This is a genomic window from Paenibacillus sp. J22R160, from assembly GCF_059692135.1.
Genome location: NZ_JCAUAU010000001.1, coordinates 329,402 through 345,130 on the forward strand (window position 1 = coordinate 329,402; position 15,729 = coordinate 345,130).

The window sequence follows — 15,729 nt, forward strand, 5'->3', positions numbered from 1 at the left end:
TTACGCTTTCACCGCTCCTACAGTCATGCCTTTGACAAAATACTTTTGCAAGAACGGATATACAATGACAATAGGTAGTGTCGCGACAATTGTTGCTGCCATCCGGATCGAATCCGACGATACGGCAAGACGTTTGGCTGAATCGGCCATCTGCTGCGCATCCGACACCATCGTTGACGTCTGATATTGGTTCAAAATTTTGACGAGAACAGCCTGCAGCGTCTTCAGCTCCGGTTTATAGGTGAAGACATAGGAATCAAACCATGAATTCCAATGACCGATCGCAGTAAACAAACCTATCGTAGCCAACACCGGAACTGTCAATGGGAGCACGATTTTGAGGAAGATTTGCACATCGTTCGCACCGTCTATTTTCGCAGATTCATCCAATTCCCCAGGCAGCTGCTGAATAAACGTGCGCACCAGTATCATGAAAAATACATTCATTAGACCTGGAGCTATATATACCCAGAAGGTATCGATGAGGTGTAAGCTTTTTAAGATCATATAGTACGGAATTAATCCGCCGCCGAAGTACATCGTGAATATGAAGAAAAGCGTCAAGAACTTTCCTCCGACCAAATCGCGCTTGCTGAGCGGATAAGAGAGCAGGCTAATCACGAACACAGCGAGTGGCGTGCCGATCAGCGTACGCGCAACTGTCACTTTGACTCCGTTTAAAATTTCCTGATCGCTTAAAATCTGCTGGTAGCTTGTTAAGGAAAATACCCTCGGCCAGAAATAAATGCCACCCCGAATCGTATCCTCCGCACTATTCAAAGACAGTACGAGGATGTTCCAGAATGGATAGAACGTCACAATAAACACCAATATGAGAAATACATATACGAACCCGGCGAAAACAATATCGCCACTGGATTTAGTTCTCATTCAGACCCACCCTTTCCCGTCTACTCTCGCTAAAATAAGGATTGCTGATTCATTCGCTTGGAGAGCGAATTAACACTGACGACCAAGATGAAGGCGATGAACGATTTGAACAGCCCGACTGCTGCCCCGTAAGAGAACATACCATTTTGCAGCCCATATCGGTACGTATACGTATCGATGACGTCGGAATATTTCAAGATCGTATTATTTTGCAGCAGATACTGCTGGTCGAACCCGGCGTTCAAGATGCCCCCAATTGCCAGAATAGCCAAAATCACGATTGTCGGGCGCAAGGAAGGCAGCGTGACGTGAAACATTTGGCGCATGCGGCTTGCTCCGTCAACTCTCGCTGCTTCATATAGTTCGGGGTTAATCGCGGATATGGCAGCCAAATACATGATCGCGTTAAACCCCATATCTTTCCACATGTTGGATACGGCAATGATCCCCCAAAAATAATGTCCATTCTGGAAAAATTGCACTGGCTCATCCGTGATATGCAGCATCACCAAGAGCTTGTTGATAAGTCCCTGCGATGAAAGCAGTGTGATGATGATGTTCGCAGCAATAACCCAAGAAATAAAATGAGGCAAATAGGAAACCGTTTGCACCACTTTTTTAAATAAGCCTGTCTTCACTTCGTTGATCATCAAAGCCAGCAGGATCGGTGCCGGAAAACCGACCAGCAGTGACAAGAAGCTTTGCGCAATCGTATTACGCATAATGATATAAAAGTCTCCGCTTGTAAAAAAGTACCGAAACCATTCGAAGCCGACGAACTTGCTTGTAAAAAACTGTTGAAAAAAAGAACCCCCGCCAGGCGAGTAATTGATAAATGCCATGTACAACCCGAACATCGGCCCATACGAAAATAACAAGGTGGTGATGAAAGCAGGCAGCATCATCAAGTATAAATATTTCTGTCCTTTCATCCTTTTGAGTGACGCTTCCATATGTACAACCCGCCTTTTCCAGGCTGCGGCGGCCGAGCCGCTCATCAGCTCCATAATCTTTGGTATGATCTCATTATAGGAACAGGCTGAGAAGAATTCTATACAAGCATTTTCAGAATCATATACCAAAATAACAATCCTTCTGGGAAGTCATTGTTTATTTGTGTTATACGTTCTACAATAAATGAGTAAAAACATGCGTCTGGAAAGGTGGTAACGCTTTCAATGTATAGTATCCTGCTGGTTGACGATGAAAAAATGGAACTCGAGATGCTGGCCGATTACATCCGTTGGGGAGATATGGGCATTCGTGTCGCCGGAACGGCGAAGAATGGCCGAGAGGCGCTTCAGCGCATGGAAGAGCTTCGTCCTGATATTATTTTGACGGACGTGCGGATGCCGATTATGGACGGACTGGAATTCAGCAGACGGGCCAAGCAGATCGACCGCAACGTCCAAATCGCTTTTCTAAGCGGGCACGATGAGTTTCACTACATTAAAGCGGCTTTGTCTGTGGAAGCGATTGGCTATTTGCTAAAGCCGCTCGATATGGAGGAGCTCCAAGCTCTGATGGATAGAATCAAACACAAATGTGAAGAAATTAGCATTTCTTCGCAAACCTCGGGCGTACTCAAGGAAACGTATCTGCGAGAGCTTTTCTTGGAAAGCAATCATAAGGTTAGAACACAATGGATTGAGAAATTGCAGCTTCTGCCGTCCCCCCTACCGGCGAGCGGTTTCTTTCAAATTTTATATATAACGGCTGATTCTTTCAGCCAACATGGCATGGAAGCCGTGATGCCTATTCGCCGATTCGTGCAGACGGAGATGCCTAGTGCCTTTCTCTGTCAAATCAAGGAAGGCACGTTCGCCGTTCTCTACTGCCGCAAGCTGGATGCATCATCCACAGAACTCTACGATATGGCGGAGCAGCTGATTCGGCATGCAAGCGACAGGAGCAGTGGCGTCACCATCTCCATCGGCATTTCCAACGTCGCTATGGGCATAGAAAGCCTGTACGACTTGTGCGCAGCCGCCAATCAAGCGAATGCGAGCAAATTTTATTATGGCTTGGGTACATGCATATCGGCCGATCAAACGGTCGTTCCGGTGTACGAAGAGGTGAATCCTGAACCGGCGATTACTTCAATATGCCACGCCATCGCTCACTTGCAAGAATCAACGGCTGTTGCCGGGATTCAAAGCTTTTTTGCCGCAATGCGCAATTCAAGGGTCGATCAAGATCTGGTAGGCTCCACCTCTCTGCGTCTGGTTACGGCCATTGAGCAGCACTTTGCCAATTTACTCGGAGGGGGCTCGGTCCATTCCATGTATGTCGATGATTGGAAGCGGATTTCGAGATATGCAACGATCTACGAAATCGAAGCGCACATAACGGACGTATGCCTTTCGATTCTTGCCCTGATGAAGGATAAGGACAAGGACAAAAACCTTCATATCGTTCATCAAATTACGAATCTGATCGACCGAAGCTTCAGCATGCCGTTGACCATTGAGGATATTGCCAAGCAGGTGTATCTCTCCCACAATTACGTACGAACCCTTTTTAAGGAAAAAACCGGGGAAACGATTCTTGAATATTTGACACGTATGCGGATTCAACATGCTGCTGAGCTGCTCAAAGACAAATCTAAGAAAATTCATGAGATTTCTACAGCGGTAGGTTACGAGAACGTCTCTTACTTTTGTTCTGTGTTTCAGAAATTCAAAGGGACGACCCCTAACGAATATCGCAAAAAACTTTTATGATACAAGGACGATTGCCAATGCCATTCCGGTTTATAGCCAAAACATTCCTTAATCTCAGCCTGCACAGAAAGCTGTTTACGGTTTTTTGCATCGTCTCGATTCTTCCGTTGTTATTTTTCGTTAAATATTCGTATGACACGACCAAGCGGGAGCTAACAGCGCAAGTTTACACGAATATGATCGCAACGACGGATCAAATTAACGCCAACTTGGAAACGAAGCTAGATTCCTATTCCAAAATATCCGCCTCCATCTATTTGGACAGCACACTTCGGCTTCTGTTAACCAAAGATTATACAGACAGTACAGACTACCTGGACTCGTATACTTACTTTAATAATGTCATTAACAATGTGTTGGCTGCGAATCCCGACATTCGGACAGCCTCCATCTACACGAACAACACGACATTTCCAGCTGACAGCGTGTTTATTAAACGGATTGACGATGCGGCCAAAGCAACAAGGTGGTACGAGGCGATCAGCCATACGTACGGGAATGTGACATATAGTGTATCTTCAGATACGACAAACCCTGAGCCGATCTTCACTCTGGCGCGTCTGCTCAATAACAACAGCCTTAACTATCCTTACGGTATTCTTACGTTCAATATTGCCGAAGCCGAAATTTACAGGCTCATGGCAAAGGAAGACAAACAAAAAGATATTTATATCGTTGACGAAAACGGGACGATCTTGTCTAATCAGAATAAATCTCTTCTGAATCAACATATAAGCCAGCTAATTCCTGGCACGTTCGGGGAAAGCACTTCTGGCAGCTTCGACAGCATATATAATGGCGAGAAATCATTTGTCGTCTATAATACGATTAAAAACGGCTGGAAGACGATTTCCGTCATCCCGTATAAGAGCTTCATTACGAACGCGCAGAACGCCTCCAAGAGGATTCTGTTCATCGCACTCGGCAGCATGGCCATTTCCATCCTGTTGATATACATCACAGCCCGGTTTTTCACCAAGCGGATCGAGTCGCTGCTTCATGTCATCAGACGAATAGAACGGGAAGATTTTAATGTCAAGATGAGATTTATGGGGCATGACGAGATCGGTCAGCTGTCCTTCGCCTTTCAGAAAATGACTAGCCGCTTGAAAGAACTGATCAACGAGGTCTATAAGAAAGAAATTTCAAAAAAAGAAGCGGAAATGAACATGCTGCAAGCCCAGATCAATCCGCATTTCTTGTACAATACGTTGGCCTCGATATCAGCGCTAGCTATCAAGCACAATGACACTACCACTAACGAAATGGTCTCGCACCTCGCCAAGTTTTACCGTATCTCCTTGAACAAAGGCAAAATGATCCTGCCGATCAGTGAGGAGATCAAGCTGACCAAGTATTACATTGCCATCCAGCAGAATCGGTTCGAAGGACTGCTTCGGCTTCATTATGTGATTGACGACTCGGTGCTTGTGTACCAGACGGTCAAGCTGGCACTGCAGCCTTTTGTCGAGAACGCCATTAATCATGCGATTTGGGATGACGAATTAGGCATTAATATCATTATTAAAGCCTATAAGGATGATCGTGATATTTATTTGGAAGTGATCGACGACGGGATGGGCATGCGACCCGAAACGCTCGAACGTGCTTTGAATAAAACCGACAATGTATCGGGATATGGGATTACCAATGTAGATCAGCGGATTAAACTGGCATTTGGCGATGAATACGGCGTTACGCTGTACAGTAAGTTCGGTATCGGCACGAAGGCACAGATTCGCATTCCGCTGCACGGTACTAGTTCATAGTCTTATTGAACAATAGAAGGCGCCCCCTCGATTATTGGATGATTTGGGCTAGCTGAATAGCGGGAAAAATTCCCTTTATTTCAAGCAATCCTCGGCTAGGCAAAGCTAATAACTGGAAAAAATCCCGTTAATTATCTCCATTAACCCTGTTTCCAAGCTCAATCGTCCGCATTAACAGGAGAAATGCCATTTATTCACACATGTAGCTGAGTTATTGGGCGATTTAGCGGTAGTATTTCCCGTTCATCTAATGAGGCACTCCCAAAAGTTCACAAAAGGCTGTCCCCCAGTCATTCAATGACTTTCGGGACAGCCTTTTGTGATTCTCATTTATTTGTTTGCTTGTTGGATGAAGTAATCAATGTCGGCGATGAGGATCGTGGCAAATGGTTTGCTGATTTTTTTGCCCGATAAAACTTCGACAAAGATGCGCAGTGCCTTTAATTGCCGAACCGTCGCTTCTTTATTGCTGCTTCGCACAATCGCTTCCACTTTGGCCAGCAGTTCCTTCCCTCTGTCCGAAATCGTGATCGAACCGTTCGCAACGCCGATGTTAATCAGATCCATGAAATGATTGGCATCAATCTTCACCTGCAGCGTATACGTATTCGATGTCACATTGCCGGCTAAATCCATTGCCTTTATATCGATCAGGTGATTGCCGACGGCTAATGCTGCGGGGCCAACTTTAATCGGATTGCCGGCAGTTTTGTTATCCAATCGAACGGTGCTACCGCTAATACCACTTAATGAATCTGTGATTTGAACAGGCAGATTCAACGTATCCGTTTGCCAAATCGCTAGCGGCTCCGTAATCTGGATGACTGGCGCTGTCCGGTCGATGCCTGCCGTTATTTGCTTGGCTTGCTCCACATTGCCGGATCTGTCCTTTGAACGATAGTCGATGCTGTATAAGCGCTCTTCGGATAAAGTCACAGGCCCTTTAACCGTCACCCAGTCTCCTTCATTCAGCCTATACTCAGTCAAAAGGACGCCGGTACCTCCCCGCTGATCCTCTGCACGAAACGTCATGATGACGTTCTTGTTCGTAAAAGTTCCAGAACCGCTAATTCCGCCTAAAGTGACGTTCGTTACAGGAGGCGTAGAGTCCAGCTGAAACTTGAAAAGCTTTGACTCGGCAGGCTGCAAAGATACATGAAGGGTTCCGCTCACCGTATCTTCAGCCCCTGTCCATAGATCCGTTCGAAGGTAAGATCCGACTCCGGCCATGCCTGCACGGTCCAATTGGATGGTCTTCTCTACGGAGGAAGCGGCATTGTAATTGAAGACAGCCAAGTAATAAGTGCCATTGTCATTTAACACGAAAGTATCGGCCGCACCAGCACCGGTATTCCCTTCAACCGCTTGGAAAGCTTTGCCCAGCAAAGCGACTTGGTTGACTTCCTTGTTCGTTAGCAGCTCGTTCATATAAGCTTGAGCGGTCGTATTATGAACGTCGTCCGAATTCAAAAATACCGTGCCGGAAATAACGGCGGAATTCACTCTGCTGCGAGCTTCGTTCAAGGAACTGGCCTTGGACAACACCATATGATCAGGATCCGTATAAGGATAAATCGTGCCGTTCTGCCACCAGCCATAGGTGAGCGAGTTCAGCTCATATTCCGTTTCGCTAATTTTGCCGTACACATCGCAGGAGATTCGACGGCTGTGCGCATATTGGCTAGGGAATATCGGAGCGATCGATTCGCTGATGAACATACTGCCGTCAATAACGCTGTTCACGTAAGCCATCCCTTGATTGTACGCCTGGATGCCGGTCGTCACGGACGGATCGGCATGTCTTCCTTCCAATGAACCGTGGGTTAAGAAATCTAGTTTAATATATGTAAAGCCTAAGGACTTAAACTTGCCCAGGAAATAGTCGATGCGAGCCTTCGTGCCCGGGTGAGTCGGATCAAGCGCGTAGGCGCCATCCAAAGTAGGAAGAACTTTTCCTGTACTGTCTTTTAATACAATGTCGCCGTACGTATAGGAATGATTCGTTCCTTCAACGAACTGACTCATATCGTTGCCCCAGTAGACGAATGGCGCCCAATAAATGCCGGCCTGCTGGTCATTTTCCCGAATCGTCTTCACGGCATTTTGCAGCTCGGTATCCGATAAATTATCCCAGTAAGAATCCAAATTAATGTATAGCGCTCCGCCGTTATTAAAATTCTTATTTTGAAGATTTGTTTTGAAGTAATTCGACGTATCGATGACATCTTGGTAGGTTAGATTGCTGCCGAAAGCTCCCCAACTGTTCCATCCAACCGGCACTTCATCGGCAACTGCGCCGTGGAAGCTTAAGGGCGGTGTAATGAAGGCATTCGCATGGCCGTATTCTTCAAGACCGGTACGGTAATCTGCAAAATAGCCGACAAACACGGTCGGTGAAGTGATTTGTGCCCCCGAAATGCTGCCATGAGGTTCAACGTCATGCGTAATGTTGGAAGATGCTCCCCCGTACACTGTCAGGTTGTTCAATTTGTTATTAAAACCGGTCCAGGCAATGCCCGTTTTCCAGGTATCATGAGTCACCGAACCAATTACAAGGCCATTACGACTTGTATTATCGTAAATAGCTGTTACTTCATACCCCGTATTCGCCGTGTTGATCTGTTGCGCCTTATATCGGATCCAATTATCATTATCGAAAGGAACAAACAGCACTCGATTGTCTGTGCCGCTCCCGATATTCACACCGCCACTATTGTTCACCACGACAGGAGCCATGTTGTTGGTTGTCATGGAAGAGGCATTTACTGCTTTTAACTGTGTCAAGAAAAAGCTTTTTCCTTCATACAAGGTATAAATTTGATGCAGCGCAGGCTTACCGGAGGATTCATTGATGACAGTGAATCTGATTCCGGTGCCGAATGCGTCATGAACCGGGACGATCGCAGCATCCGATAACGCATGACTGGTATAACTCTTACTAGTGAGGGGTTGCTCCAGTTGCAAGCTGCCGTATGCCCCTTTTACAATTTTGACGTCTTTCCAGGAGTAATCCGCTAGACCTGTGTCCGTATGGTAGGCAATTGAAGTCTCACCGTTCGAAAACGTAGCGCCGTACGTATAATGCGTTACGGTAATAGAGCCGTATTGTTTCGAATCTCCCGGCTCGCCGAGACTGGCGTCGACGTTATTGTCATCTCCGGGATTCGCAACCACTTTAGGACCGACCTCAATTTTATCGATATCTGGCGAGTACGAATTACCGTCCGACAACAGGATGATGTTGTTGCCGGCCATTAAAGTGACATCGACGTCAAATGTACCGACCGTATTCCAGTCCGTCGTTTTCGGAAGATCGTACACCTCGGCCGCTCCACTGTTCACACTGACTTGAATGGACCTCGGATCGCCAGAAATATAGATCAGCTTGATCGTATAAATACCCGGGGCTTTTGCTTGGATCTGATTGAATTGCAGCGAGCTGCCCTGGTATAAATCGCCGACTTTTTTGCCTCCTGAGCAAGAGCCGCAGTTGGACACGGCCGCTTTACCTGCGAGCGTGTTCACGGCTGACTCCGCCTCATAAATTTGAGCAAATATCGGCTCCGATCCGTCACCATCTCCATCACCGTCTCCGGGATTTGGATCCGTCGAAGGAGCGACCTCGATCTTGTCGATATCCGGTGAATACCAGTTGCCGTCGGCGAATAAGATCGTATTCTTACCGGCATTCAGTTGCAGCGTGATATCGAAGCTGCCGACCGTGTTCCAGTCCGCTGTTTTCGGAAAATCATAGTTTTCCGCGCTCCCACCGTTTGCACGGATGTTCACCGAGCGAGGATCACCGGAAATGTACGATACCGTTACTTTATAACTTCCCTCCTCGCTCACTGTAATTTCGTTAAATTGCAGCGTACTGCCTTGATATAGGCCACCAACCTTCTTGCCGCCCGAGCATTCCCCACAATCGGCGACCGCTGAATTGCCGTTTAAAGCATTACCTGGTGCTTCCGCTTCATACGTTTGGCTGTCCGCATAAGCCGTTTGTACGCCGATTCCGATGTTGGTAGGGACGGCAACCATCAAAAGCATGAGCAAAGCGAGCCATTTTGAAATCCTTCTTCGCATAAAATCTCTCCTTTTCAAGGTGTGCAAACCCTTTCATATCCATTATAGGAATGAAGTCAGAGAGATCTCTACACGATTATTTTCAGAAATATAACGATAATTAACGAACTTTATAACTCAATATCGGAATTCATCGCCATAAACTGGCTGGGCATCACTCCAACCATAGCCTTGAAAGATCTGCTGAATAAATAAATGCTCGAGAAGCCCACCTGTTCAGCAATAGCGGTTAATGTCTGAGTCCCTTCGATCATACGTATTTTCGATTGTTCGATTCGAATATGTGTCAAATATTTATGAATCGTAATGCCAAGCTGATCTTTAAATAAAAACGACAAATGATTGGTCGATATTCCGACATGCTCACTTATCGTATGGTTATCCAGTTCTGGGTCCCAGTATCTTTCATTAATGAATTTGATGGTGTTTTCAATGAACACCCAACCCTTCGTCATCTTACCTTCTTTATCGTTACAGCTCACTTGTCCCTTCATAAAAAGAACTAATAATTCCAAACAAATTCCTTTTAGGACCAACGAATAACCCGATCTCCTATCCAGAAACTCCTTCTGCATGATCAGAAATCTTTTCTTCAACTCCATCCGATCGGGAAGCGTCAGACGGGAAATGGGGATTGTAGATGCTAGCTGCATCTCCTTCTCCACCACTAATTTACGCTCTTCCGTCATCGCTTGGTCCTTCCAAGAGCTTCGTTCTTCGTCATAATACAAATCAAAATGAACGATATATTGAATCAATGGCACCTCTGACGTAGAGCGAATAATATGCGCCATGAAGGGAGGCATTAGGAGAATGTCCCCTTCCTTCACCTGATATTTGACCCCATCCAAAAAAAACTCAGCTTCTCCTTGCTCGATATAGGTAAACACATGGTCATAATCCATCCATTCACCAGCCAGAGAGAAGGATTTATGAATTTTGACCACTCTGACGAAAGGCGTCAAGCTGTTCATCCATGTCTCCATGTACTTCCCTCCTGCCGAATGATAATGAATGATTGCCCATCATTTCCCAAGTATAACGGATGGGGATTCCTATTGACCAGAGCCGCAACGGCGGCGAACTGCTTTTTTAAAACTCATGACTCGCTCCAGTCAAATAAAACTCCGCTATACTGATCCTTATTCAATCGGAGACCCTCGTAAGCAGTCTTGGCTTCCTCCGGCTTCAGCACATGGCTGATTAAAGGTTCGATCTGCAGCCGTTTCTGCTTCATCATTTCGAATATGATGTTCGAGTTTCTGACCAAAGAATGTTTGACAAACTCATTAGGTTCAATAGGATAACGCCATTCATGCGCACCCTTGAACGTAATGCTGCCCCTGCCATATAAATGGCAGTAATTCAAAACTTCCGTCACATCCGTGTTATATTCACCGCGAGGACTACCTAAGAGAATGATTTCCCCTAATTTCGCGATATAGGAAAGACTCTGGACCGCTACACTGGGGACTCCCGTAGCCTCTATATGCGTAGACACTCCCTTCCCTTGAGTGATTTCGGCAATCCGTTCCTTCACACTGACTTGTCCACCATTCACACCATAGATCAAACCACACTGCTCGGCAATTCGAAGTCGTTCCACCGATAAATCTATCCCAATAACAGCAGCTCCCTGAGCCTGCGCCAGTTGAGCGGCCATATTCCCTATGAGTCCAAGCCCAGTTACGCTTACATAATCCCCAAACTCAATATTTGAAACACGAATTGCCGTCGTTGCGACAGTGGCCATGCGAGTAAACGGCACCCATTTCAAATCCAGGTTCTCCGGAACTTTAAGAAAAGTCCCCCTTATTGAAACAACCTCATACTTGGAGTGGCTCCCATAATGAAATACAACATCACCGGATTTAAACCCCGTCACTCCCGCTCCCACTTCCACAATCTCACTCACAGCCGCATAACCTGGTATGCCTGGCATCTGGAACCAGGCTTCATTTCCAGACAGCATAGCCAATTCAGTTCCTGGACTGATTAATGTATAAAGCTTCTTGACCAGAACATCCCCTTCGCCAATCTGCCTAGAGAAATTCTCTTCCACCGTTTCAACCTGCCACGGATTAAGAAAAATTACTTTTTTGTTGTTCATCGCGTCGAAACACTCCTTCATAGTGATCTCATTTTCAATATAAATGTTTTTACTTGGAGCGTCTTTGACGTAAAGCATGATTTTTTATCGAAAAACACGATAAATAGAAAACGGAGCCCGCGAACACGCGGTACTCCGTTGTTGTTGTTTGCTAATTCAGAATCTGGCTAGCAAGCATAGCCAGATCCTGAATGTCTACCTTGCCGTCACCGCTCAGATCAAACTTCTGCCAAGTGCTCCAGTCAGAATCCGTGGACGACTTGCCATAGGCTTGAGCCGCCATCGCAAGGTCGCCGACGCTGACCTTGTTGTCATTGTTGTAGTCGCCGCCAATCGGCTTGTTCACCGAATTCACGAACGTCTGCAACGCTGTCTGCAGCAGCACAGTCGCCTGATCCACCGCCGCCTGATCGGCTGCCGGGTTATTCGCAACCGCCTTGGCTTGATCGATCGCCGCCTGCAGCGTCGCCTTCGAGCCTGCAGGATACTGACCGACTCCGCTACCCTCCGACGCTTGGTCATGCTTAGCCTGTGCATCCGCAATCAACGCATTCAGAGCCGTCTTATCTACCACCGCCTGCTGCTCAATTCTCAGGCTGTGGCTCACACTTGCGAGCGTCGTCTCAACGCCGTTTGCATCCGCCGTAACCACCTTGCTGAGCAGAATCGACGTATTCCCTTCCGATTCCGGCTTCGCCCTCAGGCTCAGCTTCAATAGATCTCCGTTCGGATCTGTCTGCTTGTCGCCAAGATGAACACCCAGTACGCGCAGCTTGCCGTCCACCAGTTTCTGATTAACAATGACGAATTGCCCCTCGGCCATCGTGACTGGATTATATACCTGCTCCACGACTGTCGGATCGAACTCGAAGGTCAGATCCTGCGCTATGACTCCGGACTCCAGATCCTTCCCGCTGTAAATCAGCTCGAACGTTTCGCCGGGCCGTACCGTGGCCGGGCCCGTAAGCTTGATTTTACTCTGGGTATTGGGTGCCATCGTTGGGACTGAGATATCAGTCCTCTTGGACGGCAGCCTAGCCTCGTCACCCAGATAGAAGCTGGCGAAGCCCATCTGATCGTAGCCCGTGTTCTTGTTGGCCACACCGCTGCGGTACATCGGGTCGTGCATCAGTGTGCGAATGCCGTACTCCGTCGGTGATAGGGTTGTGACGATAGCCAAACGGTTATTGCTGCCTCGGAGAATGAGCTCCTCGCGCCAATCTCCGAACATATCAGCCTTGAGTGTTGGTGTGCTTTTATTGCCGGTCGACGTGAGGCCGGTCGCGAGATAAGAGGAGGTCGCGAAGGTCAGATCGTTGACCGTGCTGATGGTGGCGCTGCTGACAGCCATGGCCGTCAAGCCGCCACCGAACCAGATAGCGTTCTGGCCGCTGCCCAGGTTTCTGCTGCCGTTCAGAAGTTCGCCGGTAATCATGCTTCTGGCGCCGTTCTCCGAATATCCTTGCGCGCCTGGCCAGCGGTTAGAGAAGTTGCCCGCCACTGCGCCTTCGGCGTCGCTGCCGGCGTATACACCGAAGATCAGCGAGTTTTCATAGATAATCTGGCCTTGTTCGTTAAGCCGTTTGCCCTTCATCGGGTCGTGGGCCTCCGGACCAGGCAGCCATCCGTATTGCTTGCCGTTGCGGATGTCATCAAAAATGTGCTCCTCGCTGCCTGACCACATTTTGATACTGTTGTCCTTGTCGACCGGGAGCAGTGCGCTGCGGTCACCGTGGCGGAGCGGTGCCCACCTGTTCAGCGGGTTGCTGCGCACCGCGTCGGTCGCGAACTCAAAGCTGTCAGCAACCGGAGGGATGCTGTTCTGCCCCTCAATTGTAGGCATGATATCGCCGTTAAGTACCTTGGGCAGGATCATGGTCTTGTCGGAACTCAGGCCTAGGACCATGGCTTTCATCACGATCTCATCCCGACCGTCGCCGTCAAGGTCGGCGGTTTGGGTTTGATGGTTGCCACGGTTCTGGTAATCGTAGGCGGTGCCGCCCAGAGCCCAGTATCGCGGATCGGCCGAGTCGAAGCTGGCCTGGAGTTTGACCTTGCCGTTCACGATATTGAAGGCGGCGAATGTCGTCCTTGCGTAATAGCCACGCTGCGAAACGGCGTATTTGTTAACGCCGTCAAGAGCGGCCACAATGCCGAGGTAGCGGTTGGCGCGGTTGCCCTGCGCGTCGCCCCATACAGCAGCCTTCCATGGATGCTCAAGCCAGTAGGCTTCTTTCTCAGCCATAATCTGTGCTTTATAATCACTAGCTGAACTACCAACTCCAGGGCCGGGGAAGGCCAGATATGAGAAATTGCCGCGCTGGGATTCTGGCGTCATAGCCCAGTTATCGCCATCAACACTGCCCTTGTAGGGGAACGGATACTTGGCGCTGTCTACGAGCACGCCTTTACCCGCTTCATCGTCCCACTTATAGGCCGAGAAAAACTCCTGGTCGTCTTTGGCGGGGCCGATCGGACCGACGTGATAGGTTTTAATCCACCGTTTGACTGTCGGATCATTAACTCCGTCGTTGCCGCCTCCGGCTATCGGGCTGCGGTAGGAGATGGTGAAGCTGTTAAGGAGAGACCAATTGTTGTCAAGGGCCTGTTCGTTGCCCGAGGTGAAGTATTCCTTGAACTTGTCCGTGGTCGCGTTCAGACCGTTCTCGCCACCAACGACGGTGCTCACGGTATCTGGGTATACAACGGACTGCGACGCTTCATCCCAGTTGCCGATACGGGTGCCTAAGGCCGTCTTGAGCATTAGCTCCGCCTTGCCGTCACCGTCAAAGTCTTCGCTAAACAGTGTAGTCTCGTGGTCGTTCCCCGCCCTTACGTTATAGCCCATGTCGACACGGAACAGCAGGGTTCCATCCAATTTGTACACGTCTATGTACTCGGGAGCGGTTAAGTTGTTACCGCCGCTGAAGATCGGTTCGGAATACATGGGGTCTTGCTGGGTACTGCGCCACTTAACGACGATCTCGTATTCGCCGTCGCCGTCGAAATCGCCCACCGTCATGTCATGGGTGGCGTAGGCGGAGCTTTGGGATGTATAGATGGCGCCAGTGCTGGTTTTCGCGTAGGCCAGCTTGGTGCCGTTGTCCAGTTCCTCGACGTACTTGATGAACTTGGCCTCCAGCTCCGTGTACAAGGCGTCGCTGATGATGCCGTCGTTCCCAAGGGAGTTGGTCGGCTGCCAGGTTTCATGATTGTACGCGTCCAGCTTAGTGACCCATCCGCTCAGATCAGTCACGCTGACCGGTGTCTTGTTGTCATGGGGCTCGCGGAAAGCTTTGAGCAAATCCATATCGACGACGTACCAGTGCTGCCCGCCCGTTCCTGGGATCACCATGTTAGCCGCGTTCAGATTAGTGCCTGGGCCGAACCTGTTGTCTCGGTACATGAAGTGCGCGAGCGGCACTGGTGCCGGAGCTGGCTTCATCGGGATATATTGTACGGCGCCTCTGCCAGCCTGTCCCGCGCTTCCCGCCAAGGCCGACAACATGGGGACAGACATCCCTTGTCTCAAACCTTCAATGCCGCTAATGACCGGTGCTACCTCATAGATGGAAGATAGGAGACCATTCGGGTCGGTGTAGTTCGATGGGGTGACATTTTCTTTCACAATGCCGGGGTTTGTCTCGTAGTTGCTCTCGGGTTGTACATTCCGGGGTGTGATCGTGGTGATCTTCACAAAATCTGCTTCACCGTCTTTACGGTAGACGTTCCATGAGAGGCCATCGGGCTCGTCTCCCAGAAAGCGCCAGCTCAGGAATATACCGCCTGTGACCTGGGCAGCGACCAAGCCGCGTGTCAGATACTCTACCTGGCGCAGATTGCGCCCCCCGTCATCAGCCGCAGCCGGGACGCTAAAGGTCAGCAGGGACAGGCACATGGCCAGCGCTAGGGACAGAGATACGAGTTTTTGCATTGTCTTTTGCATTTTTTTGTTCTCCTCCTTCAACAAATGTTGATGTGTCAACGGGTTGATCCGTTGTATAGTGCCAAAGAAAAAATGGAAACGCTTTCTAAAATTGTTTTATATGATGTGAAACTATTCCAGCATATGGGTACGTTACGCGGATCATGGTGGAAAGTAGTGATTGGAAATTATGTGATGCACAGTGGATCTCTGCGCAGCTTATGA

General features: G+C 48.6%; 8 protein-coding genes. 2 read left to right on the forward strand and 6 right to left on the reverse strand.

Going from position 1 to position 15,729, the window contains the following annotated elements; translation table 11 throughout:
• On the reverse strand, window positions 1-891 hold the full coding sequence (locus AC58UW_RS01310) for a carbohydrate ABC transporter permease (protein ID WP_497418917.1): 891 nt from the start codon (window positions 889-891) through the stop codon (window positions 1-3).
• A gap of 29 nt (window positions 892-920) precedes the next feature.
• Entirely contained in the window at window positions 921-1,844 is a 924-nt protein-coding gene (locus AC58UW_RS01315; protein WP_497419315.1) for an ABC transporter permease, read from the reverse strand.
• A 225-nt stretch (window positions 1,845-2,069) separates the two neighbouring features.
• Between AC58UW_RS01315 and AC58UW_RS01320 the strand changes: the two genes are divergently transcribed.
• Window positions 2,070-3,614, forward strand: coding sequence for a response regulator transcription factor (locus tag AC58UW_RS01320; RefSeq protein ID WP_497418918.1), 1,545 nt, complete (start codon window positions 2,070-2,072; stop codon window positions 3,612-3,614).
• 17 nt (window positions 3,615-3,631) lie between these two features.
• Window positions 3,632-5,383 carry a cache domain-containing sensor histidine kinase gene (locus tag AC58UW_RS01325; protein ID WP_497418919.1) on the forward strand — a complete coding sequence of 584 codons (1,752 nt, stop codon included), beginning with the start codon at window positions 3,632-3,634 and terminating at the stop codon, window positions 5,381-5,383.
• Window positions 5,384-5,713: 330 nt separating this feature from the next.
• On the opposite strand, the gene AC58UW_RS01330 is transcribed toward AC58UW_RS01325, so the two are convergent.
• From AC58UW_RS01330 to AC58UW_RS01345, 4 genes are all read right to left on the reverse strand, one after another.
• On the reverse strand, window positions 5,714-9,469 hold the full coding sequence (locus tag AC58UW_RS01330) for an OmpL47-type beta-barrel domain-containing protein (protein WP_497418920.1): 3,756 nt from the start codon (window positions 9,467-9,469) through the stop codon (window positions 5,714-5,716).
• A 110-nt stretch (window positions 9,470-9,579) separates the two neighbouring features.
• Window positions 9,580-10,455: a helix-turn-helix domain-containing protein gene (locus AC58UW_RS01335; RefSeq protein ID WP_497418921.1), complete on the reverse strand. Its 876-nt coding sequence runs from the start codon at window positions 10,453-10,455 to the stop codon at window positions 9,580-9,582.
• 113 nt (window positions 10,456-10,568) lie between these two features.
• On the reverse strand, window positions 10,569-11,579 hold the full coding sequence (locus AC58UW_RS01340) for a zinc-dependent alcohol dehydrogenase (protein WP_497418922.1): 1,011 nt from the start codon (window positions 11,577-11,579) through the stop codon (window positions 10,569-10,571).
• Between the two features lie 151 nt (window positions 11,580-11,730).
• Window positions 11,731-15,525, reverse strand: a complete 3,795-nt coding sequence (locus AC58UW_RS01345) for a rhamnogalacturonan lyase family protein (RefSeq protein WP_497418923.1) — start codon at window positions 15,523-15,525, stop codon at window positions 11,731-11,733.
• Window positions 15,526-15,729 lie beyond the last annotated feature (204 nt).